The sequence below is a fragment of the Brevibacterium sp. Z349TD_9 genome, assembly GCF_056173565.1.
Map to the genome: position 1 here is coordinate 524,431 of NZ_CM149680.1, position 22,021 is coordinate 546,451.

16 protein-coding genes and 1 pseudogene are annotated in these 22,021 nt (G+C 68.6%); 8 read left to right on the top strand and 9 right to left on the bottom strand.

All coding sequences use genetic code 11. The annotated features are described in order from the left end of the window. Positions 1–44: 44 nt before the first annotated feature. Positions 45–1,865 (top strand): NAD(P)/FAD-dependent oxidoreductase, encoded by a 1,821-nt coding sequence (locus AC0VYB_RS02275; protein ID WP_475385014.1) that lies wholly within the window; start codon positions 45–47, stop codon positions 1,863–1,865. Positions 1,866–1,990: 125 nt separating this feature from the next. On the opposite strand, the gene AC0VYB_RS02280 is transcribed toward AC0VYB_RS02275, so the two are convergent. Together AC0VYB_RS02280 and AC0VYB_RS02285 are read right to left on the bottom strand one after the other, a co-directional pair. Beyond that, positions 1,991–2,983 carry an endonuclease domain-containing protein gene (locus tag AC0VYB_RS02280; RefSeq protein ID WP_475385015.1) on the bottom strand — a complete coding sequence of 331 codons (993 nt, stop codon included), beginning with the start codon at positions 2,981–2,983 and terminating at the stop codon, positions 1,991–1,993. Positions 2,984–3,611: 628 nt separating this feature from the next. Then, entirely contained in the window at positions 3,612–4,133 is a 522-nt protein-coding gene (locus tag AC0VYB_RS02285) for a TetR/AcrR family transcriptional regulator (RefSeq protein ID WP_475385016.1), read from the bottom strand. A 111-nt stretch (positions 4,134–4,244) separates the two neighbouring features. On the opposite strand from AC0VYB_RS02285, the gene AC0VYB_RS02290 reads away from it, so the two are divergent. Further along, the gene (locus AC0VYB_RS02290) at positions 4,245–5,795 is read left to right on the top strand and encodes an MFS transporter (RefSeq protein ID WP_475385017.1); all 1,551 of its coding nucleotides are present in this window, start codon (positions 4,245–4,247) and stop codon (positions 5,793–5,795) included. A gap of 191 nt (positions 5,796–5,986) precedes the next feature. Here AC0VYB_RS02290 and AC0VYB_RS02295 read toward each other — a convergent pair whose 3' ends face one another. The 4 genes from AC0VYB_RS02295 to AC0VYB_RS02310 form a co-directional block, all read right to left on the bottom strand. Next, a complete protein-coding gene (locus AC0VYB_RS02295; RefSeq protein ID WP_475385018.1) occupies positions 5,987–7,522 on the bottom strand; it encodes a tripartite tricarboxylate transporter permease in 1,536 nt (511 codons plus the stop codon). After that, positions 7,522–8,196, bottom strand: a complete 675-nt coding sequence (locus tag AC0VYB_RS02300) for a tripartite tricarboxylate transporter TctB family protein (protein ID WP_475385019.1) — start codon at positions 8,194–8,196, stop codon at positions 7,522–7,524. Before AC0VYB_RS02300 ends, AC0VYB_RS02295 begins: the two co-directional genes overlap by 1 nt. After that, positions 8,193–9,251: a tripartite tricarboxylate transporter substrate binding protein gene (locus tag AC0VYB_RS02305; RefSeq protein ID WP_475385020.1), complete on the bottom strand. Its 1,059-nt coding sequence runs from the start codon at positions 9,249–9,251 to the stop codon at positions 8,193–8,195. The genes AC0VYB_RS02300 and AC0VYB_RS02305 overlap by 4 nt, the downstream gene beginning before the upstream one ends. Before the next feature lie 195 nt (positions 9,252–9,446). Beyond that, a complete protein-coding gene (locus AC0VYB_RS02310) occupies positions 9,447–9,911 on the bottom strand; it encodes a 2-thiouracil desulfurase family protein (RefSeq protein ID WP_475385021.1) in 465 nt (154 codons plus the stop codon). 128 nt (positions 9,912–10,039) lie between these two features. Here AC0VYB_RS02310 and AC0VYB_RS02315 point away from each other — a divergent pair, with 128 nt between their 5' ends. The 5 genes from AC0VYB_RS02315 (at position 10,040) to AC0VYB_RS02335 (ending at position 18,366) form a co-directional block, all read left to right on the top strand. Next, positions 10,040–12,391: a S9 family peptidase gene (locus AC0VYB_RS02315; RefSeq protein WP_453984872.1), complete on the top strand. Its 2,352-nt coding sequence runs from the start codon at positions 10,040–10,042 to the stop codon at positions 12,389–12,391. Positions 12,392–12,670: 279 nt separating this feature from the next. Continuing rightward, the gene (locus tag AC0VYB_RS02320; protein WP_339393948.1) at positions 12,671–13,654 is read left to right on the top strand and encodes an ABC transporter substrate-binding protein; all 984 of its coding nucleotides are present in this window, start codon (positions 12,671–12,673) and stop codon (positions 13,652–13,654) included. 162 nt (positions 13,655–13,816) lie between these two features. Next, positions 13,817–14,809 carry an ABC transporter permease gene (locus AC0VYB_RS02325; RefSeq protein WP_342039078.1) on the top strand — a complete coding sequence of 331 codons (993 nt, stop codon included), beginning with the start codon at positions 13,817–13,819 and terminating at the stop codon, positions 14,807–14,809. A gap of 3 nt (positions 14,810–14,812) precedes the next feature. After that, positions 14,813–15,604, top strand: a complete 792-nt coding sequence (locus tag AC0VYB_RS02330; protein WP_342039077.1) for an ABC transporter ATP-binding protein — start codon at positions 14,813–14,815, stop codon at positions 15,602–15,604. Positions 15,605–16,170: 566 nt separating this feature from the next. Then, on the top strand, positions 16,171–18,366 hold the full coding sequence (locus AC0VYB_RS02335; RefSeq protein ID WP_475385022.1) for a BCCT family transporter: 2,196 nt from the start codon (positions 16,171–16,173) through the stop codon (positions 18,364–18,366). Here the strand turns inward: AC0VYB_RS02335 and AC0VYB_RS02340 are convergent. Continuing rightward, a complete protein-coding gene (locus AC0VYB_RS02340) occupies positions 18,325–19,311 on the bottom strand; it encodes an SUMF1/EgtB/PvdO family nonheme iron enzyme (protein ID WP_009380255.1) in 987 nt (328 codons plus the stop codon). The genes AC0VYB_RS02335 and AC0VYB_RS02340 overlap by 42 nt on opposite strands. Before the next feature lie 156 nt (positions 19,312–19,467). On the opposite strand from AC0VYB_RS02340, the gene betC reads away from it, so the two are divergent. Further along, entirely contained in the window at positions 19,468–21,327 is a 1,860-nt protein-coding gene (gene betC, locus AC0VYB_RS02345; RefSeq protein WP_167560114.1) for a choline-sulfatase, read from the top strand. Here betC and AC0VYB_RS02350 read toward each other — a convergent pair. After that, a pseudogene (locus AC0VYB_RS02350) lies at positions 21,316–21,525 on the bottom strand (hypothetical protein); the annotation flags it as partial. The gene betC and the pseudogene AC0VYB_RS02350 sit on opposite strands and share 12 nt — an antisense overlap. After that, complete coding sequence (locus AC0VYB_RS02355; protein WP_009380249.1) at positions 21,522–21,929, bottom strand: hypothetical protein; 408 nt, start codon at positions 21,927–21,929, stop codon at positions 21,522–21,524. The pseudogene AC0VYB_RS02350 and the gene AC0VYB_RS02355, both read right to left, overlap by 4 nt. Positions 21,930–22,021: the final 92 nt, after the last annotated feature.

A 22,021-nucleotide genomic window follows, 5' to 3' on the forward strand; every position in this document is an offset into this window, starting at 1 on the left:
CCCGGCCTAGTTTGGAGTCACTGAACTCAATGAGGAGGAGTGACATGACAACGACGCTCGACCGTCCCCAGTTGACCGCCGACGACATCGCTATGAGGTGGCTGCAGGATTTCGAATCGGCGCTCAGCCGGCGGGATATTCCGGCCGCCGCCGGTCTGTTCGCCACCGACAGCTATTGGAGGGACCTTGTGTCCTTCACCTGGAACCTCAAAACCGTGGAGAACCCCGATGGGGTCACCGACCTGCTCACCCACAACCTCGATCGTGTCTCGCCGGCGAAATTCGAACTCAATGAACCGGCAGCAACCGCCGACGGAGTGACGGAAGCGTGGTTCACCTTCACCACCTCGGTGGGGCGCGGCAAAGGACTCGTCCGCCTCATCGACGAAGACGGCATCAAGGCCTGGACCGTGCTCACCTCGCTGCAGGAGATCACCGGACACGAAGAGCCCCGCGGCACCCGCCGGGTCAAGGGCGCCGAGCACGGCGTCGATGCCGAACGGAAGAGCTGGTCGGAGAAGCTCGCCGAAGAGGACGCCGCCTGGGGCAAGAGCGCCGACCCCTACATCCTCGTCGTCGGCGGCGGCCAGGGCGGGATCGCCCTCGGCGCTCGCCTCCGCCAACTCGGGGTGCCCTCGCTGGTCATCGACCGGTGGGAGCGGCCGGGTGACCAGTGGCGGTCGCGGTACAAGTCGCTGTGCCTGCACGACCCCGTCTGGTACGACCACCTGCCGTACCTGAAGTTCCCCGACAACTGGCCGGTCTTTGCTCCGAAGGACAAGATCGCGGACTGGCTGGAGTTCTACACCCGGGTCATGGAGATCCCGTACTGGTCGTCGACGACAGCCAACTCGGCGAGGTATGACGAGGCGGAAGGCCGGTGGACGGTCGAGATCGAGCGGGACGGGCAGCGCCGCACCCTCACGCCAGCGCACCTGGTCATGGCCACGGGGATGTCCGGGAAGCCGAACATCCCGACCTTCCCCGGCAGCGAGGTCTTCCGCGGCGAGCAGCAGCACTCCTCCCAGCACCCGGGACCCGATGCCTACGCGGGGAAGAAGGTCGTCGTCATCGGCAGCAACAACTCCGCGTTCGACATCTGCGGGGCACTCTATGAGAACGGCGCCGAGGTGACGATGGTGCAGCGTTCGAGCACGCACATCGTCAAGAGCGATTCGCTCATGGAGATCGGTCTCGGGGACCTCTACTCGGAGCGGGCGGTCGCCGCCGGGATGACGACGGAGAAGGCCGACCTCGTCTTCGCGTCCCTGCCTTACCGGATCATGCACGAGTTCCAGATCCCGCTCTACGAACAGATGAAGGACCGGGACGCGGACTTCTACCGGCGGATGGAGGCTGCCGGATTCGACCTTGACTTCGGTGACGACGGGTCGGGACTCTTCCTCAAGTACCTGCGCCGAGGATCGGGCTACTACATCGACGTCGGTGCGGCCGAACTCGTCGCCGACGGCAAGGTGGGACTCGCGAAGGGTCAGGTCGATCACCTCACCGAGGATGCGGTGGTGCTCTCGGACGGCACGGTCCTGCCCGCCGACCTCGTCGTCTATGCCACCGGCTACGGGTCGATGAACGGCTGGGTCGCCGATCTCGTCGACGAGGAGACCGCGGACCGGGTCGGCAAGTGCTGGGGTCTCGGCTCGGACACGACGAAGGATCCCGGCCCGTGGGAGGGCGAGCAGCGCAACATGTGGAAGCCCACCCAGCAGGAGAACCTGTGGTTCCAGGGCGGCAACCTCCACCAGTCGCGGCACTACTCCCTCTACCTCGCTCTCCAGCTCAAGGCCCGCTACGAAGGGATCCCGACGCCGGTCTACCGGCTGCAGGAGGTCCACCACCTCGGGTGAGGGGGTGGTGTGCGGCACTCCCGCTGCGCAGGGGTGCGCGCCGCGCTGGGGCGTGGGGTGCTGCGCGCCGCGCTGGGCCGGCCTTCTGGACGCTGAGTGTCGATTCTCGTGAGCAGAATCGACACTCAGCGTCCATTTGTCCAGTCTCCCGGCGGTCGCGTGCCGTCCCGCGGAGTCTGAACGAGTCCGAGGTGGCGCCGGATCTTCGCTTCGAGGAGCCTGTAGTCGGTGCGGCCGGTCACTCTGAGCACCGTCCAGCCTTCCTGACGCATCGCTTCGTCTCGCGCGATGTCGCTGTTCCACTGGCCCTTGGAGGTTCGGTGGTGGTCGCCGTCGTACTCCAGGGCGAGGCGCGCGTGCTCGTAGCCGAGGTCGGGCTCGACGACACGGCTGAGCTCCGCACAGAAGATCTGCGGGTGCACGGTCGGTTCGGGCAGGCCGACGGAACGCAGCCAGAGGCGAAGATCGGTCTCGCGCGGCGAGTCCACGGTGGGTCGGACCAGGTCGAGCGCGGTGAGCAGGCGTCCTCGCGAGCGGATTCTCCTGGTTCCGACCACGGCGGCGGTGAGCTTCTCGAGTGTGATGAGTGGCGGTCCATGCCAGTTGCCGACTGCGGCGTCGCCGACCCTGACCAGGTCGTCGACGTCCAAATCCGCGCCGAGTGAGATGAAGGCATCCGCAGGTTCGAGGACGGGCAGGTCGAAGAACAGGCGCGAGGTGAACAGCGTCGTGCGGTGGAAGCGGATGCCCTGCACTCGAATGCGCGCATTCCCATCGGCGGAGAAGACGTGGGTCGGAAGCTGCGGTTGGTGCCAGGGCAGTGGCCATCCGTAGAGGCGCGCCGCGGTCACGTGTCCCGCCGCCACCTGCGGAAACTTCAGCAGGATCGCGCGCAGACGCTGCGCCGTGTCCGTCCATTCCTCGTCGGCCCAACCGGGGGTCGGGCGTGCGATAGTCGTGGATGCATCGGCTCTGACGCCTTTGACGATGGTGGGGTAGGCGCTGGTGTGGAACAGTCTGTGCCGAGTGATGCCCCGCTTCGGTGCGGTCGCGCTGGTGAAGAGCTCCGGGCAATCGCGCAGCTCCCATTCGCCGGTGTGGTCGCCTCCGTGGAACATGACGACGATGGTCTCTCGGCCGAGGCTGCGAGGGAAGAGCGGCGAATGTCCCTGTGGAAACCGGTCGAGCGTCCACAGGGGCTCTGCGCGCGAGTGCCCGCGGTTCTGCACAGGCAGTGCACGAGAGTGGAATGCGTGTGGGACTTCGAGCAGCCAGCCGGCAGCGGACGAAACAGGTCCTGGCGCGAGCAGCATGGTCGAGGGCGCGTTCCCTGGACGGTGAGTGTCGATTTCGCGTGCGGATCTCGACACTGGGAGTCCGGGAAACTCGCCGGCGCCGAGTGGACGCCGGGCTGGGCCCGTGGAAAGTCGAGCCGGCGCTGGGGGGGACCGCCAACGAGGTCGGTGGTTGCCGGCTGGTCGTCCCCAAAGAGGTGAACATGAGTGGGCTGTGGCAAGCCCGTGGGCACGAGGTTCCCGCGGTGAGCGCGCGGACACGAGGTTCCCGGGGTGAGGCGCGCGTTCTCTGGACGCTGAGTGGCGAAATCACGCGCCGGAATCGTCACCCAGCGTCCAGGAAACGAGCGAGCGCCGGAAGTGCGGGTGCAGTCAAGCGCCGGGAAGTGAGTTACAGGCACGTGCCGAGGGTGCGAGGCAAGCGCCGGAACCAGTGCCAGCCCCGGCGCCCCTACAGGCCGAGGCGGGCGAGGACCTTCTTGACGTGACCGAGCGCCTCGGACTCCAAGAGCCCGAAGTTCTGGTTGAGGTACATCCCGTCGCCGATGAGCTGGATGGTCATCGCGAGGTCGGGGTCGCCGAGGTGGTCGTTGAGCGCATCGAACCACTGCACGCGGGTCTCGCCGAGGGCCTCGCGTGCCTCGTCGTACTCCTGGGCCAGGCGGCTCGCGGCGATGAGGCTGCGGTCGAGGGGAGTGCCCGTCTCGGCGGCGGTGTCGAGGTAGTACACGTGCGGACCGAGCTCGGCCGCGCGCATCTGCTCGATGTCGGCGTCGACATAGCGGCGCAGGCGCTCCAGGCTACCCTCGACGAGCTTCGCCTTCGACCCGAAATGGTAGAGCAGTCCGCCCTTGGAGACACCCGCCTCGGCGGCGACCGCGTCGAGCGTCGCCCCGGCGGTCCCATGCTGCTCGAGCAGAGCGTCGAAGGCGTCGAGCAGCTTCTCCTTGGTGTCGGAGGAATTGCGTGTCATGGGCATGAGCCTAACCGAGTTCGTCCCGGGCAAGTGTGAAACCCGACTCATTGCACCTCAGTGCACCAACCCGCTGTTGCTACTGTACCGTCTAGACGGTACAGTAGAGGCATGTTCACCACACAGACTCCACACGTGCGCGCCGGCCGGCGTGAATGGCTCGGCCTGGCTGTGCTGATGATCCCTGTCCTCCTCATCTCGATCGACAACACGGTCCTCGGCTTCGCCCTGCCGGCGATCAGTACGGGCCTCCATCCCACCGGCACCCAGCTGCTGTGGATCGTCGACATCTACGCCCTCATGCTCGCCGGTCTCCTCGTGGCCATGGGCAGCATCGGCGACCGCTTCGGCCGCCGGCTCCTCCTCGTCATCGGCGCCACCGGCTTCGGGCTTGCGTCCCTGCTCGCAGCATTCTCGACCTCAGCGGAGATGCTCATCGTCGCCCGCGCCCTCCTCGGCGTCTTCGGGGCCACGCTCATGCCCTCGACGCTCTCGCTCATCCGCAACATCTTCCTCGACCCCCGCGACCGCCGCATCGCGATCGCGACCTGGGCCGCGCTCTTCGGCGGCGGCGCCGCGCTCGGCCCGGTCGTCGGTGGTGTGCTGCTCGAGCACTTCCACTGGAGCTCGATCTTCTTCATCAACCTCCCGCTCATCGCCCTCTTCATCCCTGCGGCACTCCTCCTCCTGCCCGAGTCGCGCGACCCCAATCCGGGCCGTATCGACCCGCTCTCGATCGTGCTCTCGATGCTCACGCTCACCCCGCTCGTCTTCGCGATCAAGCACGGCATGTCGGACGGCCTCGACTGGCTCTTCGCCGCAGCCGTTCTCGTTTCGGTCATCTCCGGCACCCTGTTCGTCCGCCGCCAGCTCGCCGCGGACAACCCGATGCTCGACGTCCGTCTCTTCGCGAATGCCGTGTTCACCTCGGCGGTGACGGCGAACCTGCTCAGCCTCATGGGCCTGGCCGGGTTCCTCTACTTCGGCACGCAGGTCCTCCAGCTCGTCCTCGGACTCTCCCCGGTGACCGCGGCGCTGGCGCTGGTGCCCGGACTCATCATGTCGATCACCGCCGGCTACCTCGCCGTTCCCCTCGTCGCCCGGATCCAGCCGCGCATCGTCGTGCCCGCCGCGCTCGCCCTCAATGCGATGGGCCTCGGCTTCGTCGCCTTCACCCCGGAGCCGAGCGTGGCCGGGATGGTCATCTCCTTCATCGTCCTCGGTGCGGGAATCGGCACCGCCGAGGTGATCACCAACGACCTCATCCTCACCGCGGTGCCTGCGGACAAGGCCGGAGCCGCCTCGGCGATCTCCGAGACCGCGTACGAGTTCGGCTCCGTCATGGGCACCGCCGTCCTCGGCGGGCTGACGACGATGGTCTTCGGCAGGCAGCTCGCCGCCTCGCTCGGTGAAGAGGCGAAGGATCCCGCGTTCGAGACCCTCGGATCCGCGCTCGAACATGCCGGGGAGCTCGGCGGCCACCTCGGCGCGGAGCTCACCGACACGGTCATCCGGGCCTTCGATCTCGGCGTGCAGTGGGCCGCCGGCGGTGCCGCGATCGTCGTCCTCGCCGCCGCCGTGCTCACGGCCATCGGCCTCAAGGGCGCCGGCCGGGAGGCGACGGCGGACACGGTGGATCGGGAATCCGTGTCCGCGCACTGAGCCGTCAGGGCGACCCGGCGGCCACGCACCGGGGTCTCGCCCCTGAGCGATGTCCCCGCGGTGACGCTCACACACACGAAGCGCCGAGGTGGTGCAGGCTTCCCTGCCCCACCTCGGCGCTTCGTTCGTTGCGGAGTGCTGCACAGTCGGGTGACCGCGGGGCTGTCGCTCACGGCACGCGCACCCCGTGCTCACCGCTCGGCGAGAGCCTCCTGGCCGGTTCTCACCTTCTGCCGCCGGCGGGCGAGCACCCGGCCGATACCGGTGTAGAGGAGGGCGACGATGAGGATGATGTAGAGGACGATGGTGATCGGCGAGGACACGAGCACCGCCGGATCACCGCCTGCCGAGAGCAGGGCGTCGCGCAGGCTCGTCTCCGCGAGCGGTCCGAGCACCATGCCGATCATCAGCGGTGCGAGCGGGACCCCGTAGCGTTTGAGCACGAAGCTGACGATCGCGACGCCGAGGAGGACGAAGAGCTCGAACGTCGACGCCGAGGTCGCATAGATGCCCAGCCCACAGAACACCGCGATCCCACCGTAGAGGTACGGGTCGGGGATGAGGAGCAGCTTCGCCCACAGCGGCGCGAACGGGAGGTTGATGATGAGGAGGACGATCATCGCGACGAAGAAGCTCGCGATGAGACCCCACACCAGCTCGGGTGCGCGGTCGAAGAGCAGCGGTCCCGGCTGCAGACCGTACTGGCGGAATGCCGCGAGCATGATCGCCGCCGTCGCCGAGACCGGCAGACCGAGGGCGAACAGGGCGCCCATCGAGATGCCCGTCGTCGCACTGCCCGCCGCCTCGGGGGCGGCCAGACCGCGGATCGCGCCCTTCCCGAACTGCGGGTCCTTCCGGCGGGAGTCGAGCTTGCGTTCGAGACCGTAGGCCATGAACGTCGGCACATCGGCACCGCCGACGGGGATGACACCGAAGGGCAGCCCGATCGCCGTGCCGCGCAGCCACGCGGGCAGCGCCTCGGTGAACTCGCGGCGCGAGAGGAACGGCCGCCCCGAGGCGTTGATCGTGTTGTCGCTGGCCTGCCGCCGGATGCGGGAGGCGATGAAGAACACCTCGCCGAGGGCGAGCATGCCGACGGTGACCGTGACGAGGGAGACGCCGTCGAAGAGCTCCGGCACACCGAAGATGAACCGCTCGGTGCCGGAGACCGAGTCGATGCCGATGACCGAGATCCCGATGCCGAGGACGAGCGCCATGAGGCCCTTGAGCACGGAGTCGGCGACGACCGAGGACGTCGCGACGAACGCGAAGAGCGCGAGCGCGAAGTACTCGGCCGGCCCGAACTTCGTCGACAGGTCCGCGAGCAGCGGGGCGATGAAGACGACGAGGAAGCACGAGACGATGCCGCCGATGAACGCGCCGATCGCCGCGGTGGCCAGGGCCTGCGGGGCTCTGCCGTCCCGGGCCATGCGGTGACCCTCGAAGGTCGAGGCGATCGCCGAGGCCTGACCCGGGGTGTTCATGAGGATCGCCATCGTCGAATCCCCGAACAGACCGCCGAAGTAGACGCCGGCGAACATGATGAACGCCCCGGTCGGGTCGAGGGCGAAGGTCATCGGCAGCAGCAGCGCCACCGCCATCGACGACCCGAGTCCCGGGAGCACGCCGACCGCGGTTCCGAGGAAGCAGCCGACGAGCACCCACAGCAGGTTCATCGGGGTCAGGGCGTGGGTGAACCCCTCCATGAGGTTGGCGAGAGCATCCATCAGAAGCCGCCTCCCACGATGCCCGAAGGCAGGTTGAGTCCCAGCAGGACCGCGAAGGCGATGTAGACGAGCGAGGAGAACGTCAGCGCGACCGTGAGGTCGAACAGCGGTCTCCGCGAGCCCATCGCCCGCGCCACACACCAGAAGAGCAGCGCCGCGGCGAGGATCCAGCCGGCGAACTCGAGGACCGCTGCGAAGGCCGCGAATCCGCCGACCGCCCAGCCGAGTGCCCGGAAGTCCGAATGGGTGCGGTGCGTGACGTCGGCGGCACGCGCCTCGGCGAGGGCCTCCCTGTCGGCCTGCGGCTCATCCTCCTCGTGCGGGGAGAGCCGGGAAGCGGCGACCGCCGAGGTCACCGGCGTGGAGAACGCCTTGGCCTCGGCCGCCTCGGCGGGGATCTCCTCATCGACGTCGACGGGTTCGGGGTTGCGGATGATCGCGATCGCGAGCAGCACGGCGATGACGAAGCCGGCGACCATGATGATCATCGGGAAGAACTGGGGGCCGGGCGGGTCGACGTCCTCGGGCACCTCCATCGTCAGCAGCCCGATGAGCAGGTACGTCGAGAACGCGGCGAGGATGAGGGGGACGAGGAGGCCGGAGCGGCCGTGCCACCAGGTGCCCGCGCCGAGGTGGCTGGTCCGGGTCGTGGATCTCTCGGTCGTCGTGCTCACAGTCCCAGCTCCTTCAGCAGGCTCTCGATGCGCTTGGTGTCCTCGACGATGAAGTCCGCGAACGCCTGACCGGTCAGCCACACGTCCGACCACTGGTTGCGGGTCAGCGCATCCTTCCATTCGGCACTGTTGCGGGTCGTCTCGAGGAGGCCGACGAGCTGCGTCGTCTCCTCCGCGGTGATGCCCGGCGCACCCAGCCAGCCGCGCCAGTTCGTCAGCGTCACCTCGTAGCCCTGTTCGCTCATCGTCGGAATGTCCTCGAAGCCACTGATGCGTTCGGGAGCCGCGACCCCGAGGGCCTTGACGCGGCCGGAGTCGATCTGGTCGGAGACCTCGTTGAAGCCGGTCGACGCGAAGTCCGTCGTGCCGGCGAGCAAGGTCTGGATGGCTTCGCCGCCGCCGGACTTCGGGATGTAGGTGATCGCCGATCCCGCGATCCCGCCGAGCTGGGCGAGCTGCGCGATCGTGAGATGGTCGACCGAACCGGCCGATCCGCCCGTCCACACGAACCCTTCCGGGTCCTTCTTCCACGCCGTCATCACGTCGTCGAGGGTGTTGTACGGGGAGTCGGCGGCGGCGATGAGGACGTCGTAGTCCTCGGCGACGCGGGCGAGCAGCGTCGTGTCGGAGAAGCCGACGGGGGAGTCGTTGAGGGCGATGCCGCCGACCATCGCGGTGCCGGTGGCCAGGATCGTGTCCGCCCGACCGTCCATCGTCGAGAACTTGCCTAGGCCGATCGTGCCGCCCGCGCCGGGGATGTTGACGACCTGGGCGTTGTTCGCCGCCCCCGTCAGCCGCATCGCCTGCTGGGTTTCGCGAGCGAAGCCGTCCCAGCCGCCGCCGGCCCCGGCCGGGGCGAAGAGCGTGAGGTTCTTCGAGAGGTCCCCGGTCGCCGAGGCGGCCCGGATCGAATAGGTCGTCGCCGTGCCGATCGCGGCGACCGCGATGACCCCGTAGGCGACCTTGCCGAACATGCGCCGGGAGACGCCGGATTCCGTGGTGGATGGGCTCGGGTCGGGGCGCCCTGGTGGGCTCGCGCCGCCGGATGACTGCATCGTCAGGTCCCTTCTTCTCCATCGAAGATGTGCGTCGGTGCGTCTGTGCGCCGACTGCATGTGCGACCGAGTCTATTGTGGCCTGAGTCACCGTGAGGGCTTGCGCGCATTGTTCTCGTTTCGCGCGTTGTGCGCCTTCTGCGCATTCTGCTCACTCCTGGTGTCGGGGAGGGTGCGACGGAAGGTGGGCCCGCGTCAGCGCTGGGACTGTCCCCGCACCGAGGTGATCGTCAGTCCGCGACGTTTGAGCAGAGCAGCGACGATGCCGTCGCCGTCGACGAGCTCCCCTGAATGGGTGCCGTCGTAGACGACTCCGCATCCGCACGAGGGGCTGCGGGCCTGGAGGACCGCATGGGTCGCACCGTGTTCGGCGGCGATGTCGGCGACGGCCTGTGCGCCGGCGACGAACTCCGCGGTGACGTCCTCTCCGTCGATGGTCTCCACTCGGGCGGTCCCGTCGAGCACGTCGTCGCCGTCGCCGTCGACGATCTCAGCGGGCGGGCGCGGTGTCGACATGCCGCCGAGCTGTTCGGCACAGGCGGGGACCGCACGCCCGGCCCGAACGTCGGCGATGACGGCCTCATCGGGGCGGGCACGACCGTCGTAGCGGCACGGTTGCCCAGCGAGGCACGCGCTGACAAGAGTGACTTCGCCGTCCATGCCTTCGAGCGTACGCCTCGATCACTGCCACGTCTCGTCTCTCGCGTCGAGGATCGCCTCTGACGTCGGAACCCGTCTGGACGCAGGTGACCACGGCCGTCCTTGCTCCCGGTGGCTAAGGTGGGGTCATGACGTCTCCCGACCAGTCGCACGACACCCCAGAACCTGAATCCCGCTCCACCTCGGACTCGACTCCCACCCCCACCTCGGCGCCGGTGGCGAAGAAGGTTCCGCACGAGCGGACCCACCATGGCCACACCTTCGTCGACGACTACGAATGGATGCGGGAGAAGGAATCGCCCGAGGTCATCGCCCACCTCGAGGCGGAGAACGCGTGGACGGAGGCGCAGGCCGCGGAGCTCGCACCCCTGCGCGAGGCGATCTTCACCGAGATCAGGACGCGGATCAAGGAGACCGACATGTCGGTGCCCAGCCGCCGCGGCGGGTACTGGTACTTCACCCGGACGCAGGCCGGCCTCGACTACGGCATCCACGTCCGCGTGCCCGTGGCCGACGAGACCGACTGGACCCCGCCCGAGGTCGGCGAGGACCCGCTGCCCGGCGAAGAGGTCGTCTTCGACTCGAACGAGGCCGCCCACGGCACCGACTTCTTCTCCCTCGGCACGTTCTCGCTCACCGACGACGGCCGCTTCCTCCTCTACGGCGTCGACACCACAGGCGACGAACGCTACGTCCTGCGCATCCGCGACCTGACGACCGGTGAGGATCTGCCGGACCGGATCGAGAACACCTTCGCCGGCGCTTCGATCGACCCGGCGGGCCGCTTCGTCTTCTACACGACCGTCGACGAGGCGTGGCGACCGGAGAAGGTATGGCGACACGCGATCGGCGCTGCCGCGGCCGGCGGGGGCGCCGAGGCGAACGACGCTGACGTCTGCATCTTCCATGAACCCGACGAGCGCTTCTTCGTCGGCGCCGGCTTCTCCCGGTCCGGTGACTATCTCTTCATCGTCACCGGATCGAAGACGACGACCGGTTACTGGACCCTGCGTGCCGGCGACCTCGAAGCCGAGCCCGCGGTCGTGTGGCCGCGCGTCGACGGCGTCGAATACTCCGTCGACCACGCGATCATCGCCGGCAGCGACCGCTTCCTCATCACCCACAACCGGGACCGCGCGGACTTTGACGTCGTCGACGTCCCCGCCGCCGACCCCACCGGTGAGGCCGCTGAACCCGCCGATGCCGTCGACGCCCCGGCCGGGACCGGGGCGGACCCGACCGCGGCCGGTCGCCGCGTGCTCGCCGATGTCTCCGGGCTGCGCATCGAGGAGGTCGACGCGTTCGCCGACTTCGTCGTCGTCAGCTATCGCCGAGGCGGCTTCGCCCGAGTCGGCATCGTCCGTCTCCGCCCGGCCGGGTCCGACGACGCGACGGCAGAGGCCGGCGGCCAGGCGTCCGGGTTCGGCGATGCATCCTCTCCGTTCGGTCCGCTCGAGGAGCTGCCCTTCGATCGGGAGACCGGCACCCTCGGCCTCGCCTCGAACCCCGAGTTCGACCAGCCCTCCATCCGGCTGACCTTCACCTCGATGTCGACCCCGGCCGTCGTCTTCCAGCACGAGATCGCCACCGGTGAGGACACCGTCCTCAAACGCCAGCCGGTGCTCGGATCCGTCGACCTCGGCGCCTACGGGGAGACCCTCGTGTGGGCCACTGCCGAGGGCGGCACCCGGGTTCCCGTCTCGCTCGTCTACCGCACCGACCTCGTCGACGTCGATGCCGACGGACGACCGACCGCCTCGGCGCCCCTTGTCCTCTACGGCTACGGATCGTACGAGGTCAGCGTCGATCCGTACTTCTCCGTCGCCCGCCTCTCCCTGCTCGACCGCGGCGTCGTCTACGCGATCGCCCACGTCCGCGGCGGCGGTGAGATGGGCCGCCACTGGTACGACGAGGGCAAGACGACGGCGAAGAGGAACACGTTCACCGACTTCATCGCCGCAGCCCGCCACCTCATCGACACCGGGTGGACGACGCCGGAGAGGCTCGTCGCCACCGGCGGCTCGGCCGGCGGACTGCTCATGGGCGCGATCGTCAACATGGCACCCGAGCTCTTCGCCGGAGTGAGCGCCCACGTGCCCTTCGTCGACGCGCTCACCTCGATCCTCATGCCCGAACTGCCGCTGACGGTCATCGAATGGGAGGAGTGGGGAGATCCCCTCCACGACCCGGAGATCTATGCGTACATGCGCTCGTACTCCCCGTATGAGAACGTCGCCGAGGCGGACCATCCGAAGATCCTCGCCGTGACCTCGCTCAACGACACCCGGGTCCTCTACGTCGAACCCGCGAAATGGGTGGCCCGGCTGCGCGAGGTCGGTGCCGATGCGCTGCTGCGCACCGAGATGGCCGCCGGGCACGGTGGGGCCTCGGGACGCTACGACGCGTGGAAGGAGACGGCCTTCGACTTCGCGTGGATGCTCTCCGTGCTGGGACGATCGGACGTCGTCATCACACCCTGAGGGGACGTGTGGCCGCCGAGGTAACGATCTGTCGTCGAAACGTCCCCAAAGCGTGATTTGGGACACCGGTGTCCGGGGCGCCGAATAGAGTTGGTACTATCGCAGTCGTCCGCACCGGATGCCCGCGCTCATCGCTGAGCCGGAGGGTCCGGATGGGACGTCTGACGCCTCGCCCACCGCCGCAGATGGAGATCACCTCCGTCGACGGTGACGGGCGAGGATGCGCATGGGTTCGTTTCGGTCCGCAGACGCGGGCCGATTTTTTCAAAGGGGAGAAGTATGCGTCTCAAGCAACTGGCCGTCGCCATCGTCGCCGTCGGTTCGATGGTCGCCGTGTCCGCCTGCTCCGGCGGCGGCGACAGCGGTGGGGGAGAGGGAGGCGACTCGTACAAGGTCGGCATCTCCCAGCTCGTGCAGCACCCCGCTCTCGATGCGGCCACCGCCGGGTTCAAGAAGTCCTTCGAGGACGCCGGGGTCACGGTCGAATGGGACGAGAAGAACGCCAACGGCGAGCAGGCCAATGCGACGTCGATCGCGCAGAACTTCGCGAGCTCCGACCTCGACCTCGTCCTCGCCGTCGCGACTCCGGCCGCGCAGGCCGCGGCCCAGGCGATCACCGACAAGCCCGTGCTCTTCACCGCGGTCACCGACCCCGTCGAGGCCGGACTCGTCAAGTCCAACGAAGCCCCGGGCGGCAACGTCACCGGCACCTCCGACCTCAACCCGGTTGCCGACCAGCTCGGACTGGTCAAGGAGGTCAAGCCGGACGCGAAGACCGTCGGCATCGTCTACAGCTCCGGTGAGGTCAACTCGCAGGTCCAGGTCGACCTCGCGAAGGAGGCCGCGAAGGGCATGGGCCTCGAGATCAAGGAAGCGACGATCGCGAACTCGGGCGAGCTCGGTCAGGCCGTGGACTCCCTCGGCAAGGTCGACGCCTACTACGTGCCCACCGACAACAACGTCGTCTCCGCTGTGACGACGATGGTCCAGGCCGCGGAGAAGAACCAGGCGCTGCTCGTCGGTTCGGAGGCCGGACAGGTCGAGCAGGGTGCGGCGATCACCCGCGGCATCGACTACACGAAGCTCGGTGAGCAGACCGGGAAGATGGCGCTGAAGATCCTCCAGGACGGGGCCAAGCCCGCCGACCTTCCCGTCGAGACCAGTGACACCCTCGAACTCGTCGTCAACCCGGCGGCGGCGAAGAAGCAGGGTGTCGAGATCCCGCAGAAGCTCGTCGACGAGGCCGACAAAGTCATCGAGTGAGACCGCGGCGGACCCGCGGGGACCCCAGGTCTCCGCGGGTCCGCCGGCGTCTTCCGCCGTGCCGTGCGGCGGTGCCGGAACCCCGGCTGACACGGCACCACCACTCGGGGCGGACCCGGTTCACCTGCCGGCACCCGCCCCTGACGACACGATCGGACAGCAATGTACGGAGCACTGGAGCTCGGGCTCATCTACGCAGCCATGGCCTTGGGCGTCTACCTCACCTTCAAGGTCCTCAACTTCCCCGACCTCACCGTCGACGGAAGCTTCACCACCGGCGGGGCCACCGCGGCCTCCCTCATCATCGCCGGGGTCAACCCGTTCCTCGCCACCCTCGCCGCAATCGGCGCGGGCCTCGTCGCCGGTTTCATCACCGGCCTCCTCCACACCAAGGGCGGCATCGACGGTCTCCTCGCCGGCATCCTCACGATGATCGGCCTGTGGTCGATCAACCTGCGGATCATGGGGGCCGCGAACCTCTCCCTGCTGCGTGAGGACACCGTCTTCACCCCGCTGCGGGAGAACATGTGGCTGGGCACCTGGGTGTCGATCGCGATCCTCATCGCCTTCGTCCTCGTGCTCAAGTTCCTCGTCGACTGGTTCCTCACCACCGATCTCGGATTGGCCATCCAGGCCACCGGCAACAACCGCGAGATGATCCGCAGCCTCGGCGTCAACACCGACAACACGACGATGCTCACACTCGCCCTGTCCAACGGGCTCGTCGCCCTGTGCGGGGCGCTCATCGCGCAGTACCAGGGCTTCGCCGACATCAGCATGGGCATCGGCCTCATCCTCGTCGGCCTCGCCTCGGTCATCCTCGGGCAGGCGATCTTCGGCAACCGGAACATCTTCATGTCCAGCCTCGGCGCGATCCTCGGATCCGTCATCTACCGGATCATCATCTTCCTCGCGCTGCGGGCGGGACTGAACACCGATGACATGAAGCTGACCACCGCGCTCCTCGTCATCATCGCCCTTCTCCTGCCGAGGTGGGGCTTCCTCAAACGGATCCCGTCGTTCGGCTCCCGGGGCAACCGGGCCCCGGCGAAGCTGCCGCCGGGCACCACTGATGATCCGGCCGCCCTCCACGGGGCACCGGCCGCCACCGGCCAGGGTACGGCGGGTACTGCCTCGACGGTCAAGGAGGGCTGAGCGATGCTGACCATCGACACGATCTCGAAGACGTTCTTCCCCGGCACCGTCAATGAGCGCAAAGCCCTCCAAGGGCTCTCGCTCACCCTCTCCGAATCCGATTTCGTCACCGTCATCGGCTCGAACGGCGCCGGCAAGTCGACCCTGCTCAACACGATCTCCGGGCGCCTGCCCATCGACTCCGGGTCGATCACCATCGACGGCGCCGAGGTGTCGAAGAAGCGCGAGTACCATCGTGCCGCCTACCTCGGGCGGGTGTTCCAGGACCCGATGGCCGGCACCGCACCGGACCTGACGATCGAACAGAACCTCTCGCTCGCCCTCAAGCGCGGACGTCGGCGCGGGCTGGGGCGGGGGACCACCTCGGCGAGGCGGAAGAAGTTCCGTGCGGAACTCGAAACGCTCGAACTCGGACTCGAGAACCGGCTGAAGACGAAGGTCGGGCTGCTCTCGGGCGGTCAGCGGCAGGCGCTGAGCCTGCTCATGGCCGGGTTCACCCAGCCGCGGATCCTCCTCCTCGACGAGCACACGGCCGCCCTCGACCCGCAGCGGGCAGCACTGGTGACGGAGCTGACGGAGAAGATCGTCGCCGCCGACGGGCTGACCACGCTCATGGTCACCCACAACATGGAGCAGGCGATCGCGCTGGGCAACCGGCTGATCATGATGCACGAGGGACGCATCATCTACGAAGCCGACGCCGAGGCGAAGAAGACCCTCACCGTCGAGACCCTCCTCGGGGAGTTCTCGAAGCTCAAGGGGGCCTCGCTCGGAGACCGGGCGCTGCTCAACTGAGGGCTGCCCGACAGAGCACGATGCCCGACTGAACACCTGGCGCAGCTGCATGCGCTGCCCGCCGGAGCCGGGCACTGGAACGGCCGGTCCGCGATCTCGCGGACCGGCCGTCTCTTTTGCGGGGTCGAGCCCCGGATGCGACCGAATGCGTCAGCGCGCCTTTGAGAAGCCTCGGCGATGCTGTTAGCCTCACAGACCATGAGCCGCTTCGGAGATGCCAAGTCGCACTGTCGTCAACCGGCGACCCCGAAGGCAGTCGATCCGAGCGGCGGGACGTTCTGAACCCCGCACGTGACCTCCGTCAGACCAGGTGTGCCGGGCCGAGCAGGTGCCCCCGGCGGACTTGGCGCGCAGGTCGGACACGGTGCGCCGGACAGCCGTATTCGTCGCCGCCGTCGACCGGTCCGTGAAGGCGCGCGCACCGACCACACGCGCGCAGACCGAACTCGCACAGGCCACACGCGCACAGACCGCACACGCAGAGAGCGGCCGCGCGCAGACCGAACTCGCACAGGCCACACGCGCACGAACCACGAGAGAACGACGACTGAGAAAGGCCCTTCGTCATGTCCGATGACTCGGCGAACGACACCCCGCACACCCCGGGAAGCGACACCCCGCCCACCACCGTTAACGGCACCCCGCCCGAGCACACCACCGCGCGCCGGGCAGCCCGCGACCGGCTCAAGGCCGATGCGAAACGCGTGGGCAACGATGCGAAACGGGTGGGCAAGGGCACCGGCAAACGCCTCGGCGCCCTTGACTATGCCCGCCCCAAGCGCCCCAACGAGGCAGCCGACCCGGCTCCCGAGGGCCCGAACGCCCAGTACCCGCACGACATCCACCCGATCCTCGTCCCCGGCATCGCCATCGACGAGCAGCGGCGACGCTACTCCCTCGACACAGTGATCTTCGCGATCGCCGGGTCTCTGACGGTGGCGTTCGTCATCTGGGGCATCACCGATCCCGGCAGCGTCGCCTCGGTGGCGAAGACCGCCTTCGACTGGTCGACGCTCAACGTCGGCTGGTTCTTCAACCTCGTCGCCATCGTCGTCCTCGTCTCCCTCCTCATCCTCGCGTTCTCCCCGTACGGGCGGATCCCGCTGGGCAAGGACGGGGAGAAGGCCGAGTTCAGCACCTTCGCATGGGTGGCGATGCTCTTCGCCGCGGGCATCGGCATCGGCGTCCTCTTCTTCGGACCCTCCGAACCGCTCACCTACTTCATCACCCCGCCGCCGCTGACGAACGACCCCGAGACGACCGAGGCCCTCCACGGGGCGATGGCCCAGACGTACTACCACTGGGGCTTCCACGCGTGGGCGATGTACGCCCTCGTCGGCGGCGCGATCGCCTACGCCGCCTACCGGCGGGGCCGGTCCCTGCTGCTCTCCTCGATTTTCCGCACCCTCTTCGGCCAGCGTCAGACGGAGGGCTTCGCCGGCAAGCTCGTCGACATCTTCGCGATCGTCGCGACCCTCTTCGGCACCGCCGCGGCCCTCGGGATCGCCGCGATGCAGATCGGCACCGGGGTCTCGATCGTCTCCGGCATCGGCCCGATGACGAACACGATGCTCGTCCTCATCATCTGCGTGCTCACGATCGGCTTCATCATCTCCGCCGTCTCCGGGGTCTCCCGCGGCATCCGCTACCTGTCCTCGATCAACATCGTGCTCACGATCGGCATCGTCGGCCTCGTCCTCTTCCTCGGCCCCACCCTCTTCCTCCTCAACCTCCTGCCCTCGGCGCTCATGGAGTACCTCGGGTCGTTCTTCGACCTCATGGGCCGGTCGCTGTCGTGGGGTGCCGAGACCCAGGAGTTCCAGTCCGTGTGGACCGTCTACTACTGGGCGTGGTGGATCTCGTGGTCGCCGTTCGTCGGCACGTTCATCGCCCGCATCTCCCGTGGCCGTTCGATCCGCCAGTTCATCCTCGGCACGATCTTCATCCCCTCGACGCTCCTCTTCGTCGCCTACGGAATCATGGGCGGAACGTCGATCTGGCTCTACCGGGAGGGCGCGGCGGGCTTCACCGACACCATGGCCGCCCCCGAGGTGTTCTTCACCCTCATCGACAACCTCCCCTTCCTCGGCTGGCTGCCGGCGGTCGCGATCGTCGTCCTCGCGATCTTCTTCATCACCTCGGCCGACTCCGCGTCCGTCGTCATGGGCATGCTCACGAGCCGCGGCGACCAGTCACCGCGGAAGTGGGTCGTCGTCTTCTGGGGTCTCGTGATGTCGGGCATCGCCGTCGTCATGCTCCTCCTCGGCGACGCGAGCGCACTCGAGGGTCTCCAGCAGCTCGTCATCGTCACCGCCGTCCCCTTCGCCCTCGTCATGCTCTTCATCATCGTCGCGTGGGTCAAGGAGCTGCGCACCGACCCGATGGCCCTGCGCCGCCGGTACGCGCAGAACGCCGTCGACAACGCCGTCGTCGCCGGCGCCGAGACCTACGGCGACAACTTCGCCCTCCAGGTCGTGCCGACCGAACCCGGCGACGGTGCGAACGGCGACATCGTCTCCGAGGACGAGGCCTACACCGACTGGTACCAGCGCACCGATGAGGACGGCGAGCCCGTCGGCTACGACTACGGCACCGGGGAGTGGGAGGACGGCTGGACTCCGGAGACGAAGGACACCGCCCCCGCCGAGGCGACCCCCGACTCCGCCTCGGACGCTGAGTCCGCGCCGGATGAGTCCGCAGACGCCGAGCCCCGGTCGGCCTCAGAGGTCGACGGCGAGGCGAAATCCCGTGTGACCGAGTGACGTCTCCGGGGTGACCGCGCTGCGCGCTGAGGTGCGGTAACGGCGGCAGTACGAGGCGTGGCAGAGGTGCGAGCCGCCGCGGATGACCGCCCGCGCATCATCGGGACCGAAGCTTCCGCTCGTCCACTCCCAGACGTTGCCGGTCATGTTGTGCAGCCCGAAGCCGTTCGGCGGGTACGCGTCGACAGCGACGGTGCCGACCGGTTCGGTGGGGTGGTCGGGGAAGGCGCCGACGAAGGTCTTCATCCGCGGGACACCGTCAGGTTCCCGGATCGACCCCCACGGGTAGGGTTGCTGGTCGAGTCCGCCGCGGGCCGCGAACTCCCATTCGGCCTCGGTCGGCAGCCGGGCGCCCACCCACTCGGCATAGGCCTCGGCGTCATACCGCGTCACGTGGGTGACGGGATGGTCGGGGCGTGCGACGATGAACGCATGGTCCGCTCTCAGCCTCGCGTCGGCACCGCGCTCCTGGCCGTTGCCGTGCTCGCCGCCGGCGGCGGTGCCCTGCCCGACCAGAGTGCGGCCCGGGCCCTCGGGGTGCAGCCACGACGCACCCGCGACCTGCCGCCACCACGGGGTCGCCGCCACAGCCGGGGAGGTTTCGAGGGCCTCGGCGTCGAGGAGACCGGCGAAGACGAGCGAATCACCGTACGCCTCGGCGCCGGTGCGGTGACCGGTGGCGAGGACGAACGCGGCGAACTCGGCGCGTGTGACCGTCGTCGCCGCGATCGCGAATGGAGCGATATCCACCTCACGGACCGGCCCCTCACCGTCCTCCGGGTAGGCGAGGGAATCCTCGCTGCCCATGCGGAAGACCCCGCCGGTGAGGCCGACCATGCGCATCTCGGCGGACGCGTACTCGGCGAGGGCGGCGATGACGCCGTCCTCGTCGCGGGACGGTTCCCGGCTCGGCACAGCCACCTCGGCGGGGGATTCTTCTTCCACAACACCCACCTCGGGTGGGGGCGACGCCTGCCCGTCGGACTCGGTCGGCGATGTCCGCGAAGGACCGCAGCATGACTCCATTCCCCACCTCACCGACGTAGCTCACGGCGCGCCCGACGATGGTCGCGCCCTCATTCGCAAGGACGTGACCAGCATATGCAACCCCCGAACATCGTCGTCATCCAGGCCGACCAGATGGCGGCCGAAGCTCTCGGCGCCTACGGCAACGAGGCGGCCCTGACCCCGCACATCGACGAGCTCGCAGAATCCGGTGCCGTCTTCGACCGTGCCTACTGCACGACTCCGCTGTGCGCCCCCTCGCGGGCGTCGATGATGACCGGGCGCATGCCCTCGGAGATCGACTGCCTCGACAACGGCGATGACTTCGCCGCTTCGGTGCCGACGTTCGCCCACCGGCTGCGCAAGCTCGGCTACCACACCGCCCTCATCGGGCGGATGCACTTCATCGGCCCCGACCAGCACCACGGCTTCGAGGAGCGGCTGACGACCGACGTCTACCCGGCCGACCTCGACATGGTCCCCGACTGGACGCGACCGCTCCACGACAGGCTCCAGTGGTACCACGAGGCCGACCCCGTCTTCACCGCGGGCGCGGCGACGGCGAACGTCCAGCAGGACTTCGACGACGAGGTGATCTTCCGGACCCTGCGCCACCTGGGCGACCGGAAGCGGGCGAACCAGGCGGCCGGCGAGGACCAGCCGTTCCTCATGGTCACCTCGTTCATCCACCCCCACGACCCGTACGAACCGCCCAGGGAGCACTGGGACCGCTTCGCCGAGACGGCCATCCCCGACCCCGCCCACCCCGAGGTTCCCGACCCGGCCGTCGATCCCCACAGCCACCGGCTGCGGACGATGTCCGGGCTCGACGAACGGGAGCCTGCCATCGAGGATGTCCGCCGTGCCCGGCGGGCCTACTATGCCGCCGTGTCCTACATCGACGACCACGTCGGGGCGATCATGGCGCGCCTGCGCGATCTCGGACTTGACGCGAACACCGTCGTCATCGTCACGAGCGATCACGGCGACATGCTCGGGGAGAAAGGGCTCTGGTACAAGATGTCCCCGTACGAGCAGTCGTCCCGGGTCCCGCTCATCGTCGCAGGCCCCGCCGAGGTGGTCCTCCCCGGCCGGTACGCCGACCCCGTCTCCCTGCTCGACCTCGCCCCCACCCTCGTCGAGATCGCGCACACCGGCACCGGCGGGGTCGCCCACCACGCCGATCGGGGTCTCTCGGGGCTCTCCCTCCTCGAATCGGCTCGTCGGGAGGCAGCAGGGGAGCAGGGGCCGGGGGACAGGGACATCCTCATCGAGTACTTCGCCGAGGGGACGTACCGACCGCAGGTGACGATCGTGCGCGGGACTCTCAAGCTCACCGTCTGCCCCGGCGATCCCGACCTGCTCTTCGACCTCGCGGACGATCCGGACGAGCTGCACAATCGCGCGGATTCACCGGAGTATGCCGAGGCCGTCGCGCAGCTGCGGACGGCGATCGCGGCCCGCTGCGACCTCGAGGTCATCGAAGACCATGTGCTCGCCTCCCAGCGCAGCCGTCACCTCGTCGCCGATGCCCTCCGGGTCGGGCACGTCCGCCACTGGGACTTCGAACCGACGGTCGACAACGGGTACGTCCGCGGGGACTTCTGGGCGGCGTTCCGGTTCGGGAAGATCCCGGACCTGCGCGAGCAGGCGGCTGGGCGGGGAGCGGAAGTGCGCGGCCCGGCGTTCACACGGCGACCGGCGGCTGGGCGCGATTCAGAGGTCGAGGGCGTCGGCCGTGGCGACGACTTCGCTCAGCGCCGCGAAGAACTCCTCCCGGCGCTTGCGGGACCAGCCGGCGGTGAGCCGGTCGGCGACCTCGCCCTGCCACTGACGGGCATCGACGAGCAGCCGCTGCCCGGTCGGCGTGAGGTGCACGGTCCGCCGTCTCGCGTCATGGGCCGAGGCGGCGGTGGCGACGAGTCCGGCGTCCGCGGCGGCCGTGATGAGCCGTGACGCTCCGGACTGGTCGATCCCGATCTCAGCGGCGACAGCGTTGACCGTGGGCTCGATGTCCTGCCGTGCGAGGGCATCGACCGCCTCGGCGACGAGGACGAGCCGACCATTCTCGGCCACGGCGTCTTCGCCGGTGATGGGCATGCGGGAGAACCGGCGGACGAAGGCGAAGAGCGGGTGGGCGGCGGGGGCGCTCATGGTGTGGGCGGCTCCTCGGTGGCCGCCATCTCCCTGCAGATGAAGGCGAGCTCGAGTGCGGACCGGAGATCCGGGAGCCGCAGGGCGGCGGTGACGACATCGCCGGAGGCGCGGAAGACCGTGGCCACGCGCGTCGGCGTCGGAGTCTGCGGCCAGGTCGCGTCCTGCTCGACGACGATGAGGCGTTCGCTGATCGGGTGCCAGGAGCGGGGGCGCAGACGGATGCCCGAGCGTGCGACCCAGCCGGCGAAGTCCGCGGGACTGATCGGTCCCGCCCCCTTGGGACCGAGGACGACGACGGGATCGCCGACCGCCTCGGCGCACCGGTCGAGGTCTCCTGAGTTCACTGCCTCATGCCACGCATTCACCGCGGTCTCGAGGTCGGAGTGCTGGGGCGTTGCCATGCCGGGAATCATATGCGTCATGCATACATCTGCGCAATGGGTGCCGACGGTGATCGGTCAAGGTCGGTTGTCTGCCAATTCACCGGGCATTG

What these genes read in the sequence shown, in the direction of transcription:
- AC0VYB_RS02275 (WP_475385014.1), top strand. Translation starts at nt 45, where the DNA reads ATGACAACGACGCTCGACCGTCCCCAGTTGACCGCCGACGACATCGCT.
- AC0VYB_RS02280 (WP_475385015.1), bottom strand. Translation starts at nt 2,983, where the DNA reads ATGTTCCACGGAGGCGACCACACCGGCGAATGGGAGCTGCGCGATTGC.
- AC0VYB_RS02285 (WP_475385016.1), bottom strand. Translation starts at nt 4,133, where the DNA reads ATGACACGCAATTCCTCCGACACCAAGGAGAAGCTGCTCGACGCCTTC.
- AC0VYB_RS02290 (WP_475385017.1), top strand. Translation starts at nt 4,245, where the DNA reads ATGTTCACCACACAGACTCCACACGTGCGCGCCGGCCGGCGTGAATGG.
- AC0VYB_RS02295 (WP_475385018.1), bottom strand. Translation starts at nt 7,522, where the DNA reads ATGGATGCTCTCGCCAACCTCATGGAGGGGTTCACCCACGCCCTGACC.
- AC0VYB_RS02305 (WP_475385020.1), bottom strand. Translation starts at nt 9,251, where the DNA reads ATGCAGTCATCCGGCGGCGCGAGCCCACCAGGGCGCCCCGACCCGAGC.
- AC0VYB_RS02310 (WP_475385021.1), bottom strand. Translation starts at nt 9,911, where the DNA reads ATGGACGGCGAAGTCACTCTTGTCAGCGCGTGCCTCGCTGGGCAACCG.
- AC0VYB_RS02315 (WP_453984872.1), top strand. Translation starts at nt 10,040, where the DNA reads ATGACGTCTCCCGACCAGTCGCACGACACCCCAGAACCTGAATCCCGC.
- AC0VYB_RS02320 (WP_339393948.1), top strand. Translation starts at nt 12,671, where the DNA reads ATGCGTCTCAAGCAACTGGCCGTCGCCATCGTCGCCGTCGGTTCGATG.
- AC0VYB_RS02325 (WP_342039078.1), top strand. Translation starts at nt 13,817, where the DNA reads ATGTACGGAGCACTGGAGCTCGGGCTCATCTACGCAGCCATGGCCTTG.
- AC0VYB_RS02330 (WP_342039077.1), top strand. Translation starts at nt 14,813, where the DNA reads ATGCTGACCATCGACACGATCTCGAAGACGTTCTTCCCCGGCACCGTC.
- AC0VYB_RS02335 (WP_475385022.1), top strand. Translation starts at nt 16,171, where the DNA reads ATGTCCGATGACTCGGCGAACGACACCCCGCACACCCCGGGAAGCGAC.
- betC (WP_167560114.1), top strand. Translation starts at nt 19,468, where the DNA reads ATGCAACCCCCGAACATCGTCGTCATCCAGGCCGACCAGATGGCGGCC.
- AC0VYB_RS02355 (WP_009380249.1), bottom strand. Translation starts at nt 21,929, where the DNA reads ATGGCAACGCCCCAGCACTCCGACCTCGAGACCGCGGTGAATGCGTGG.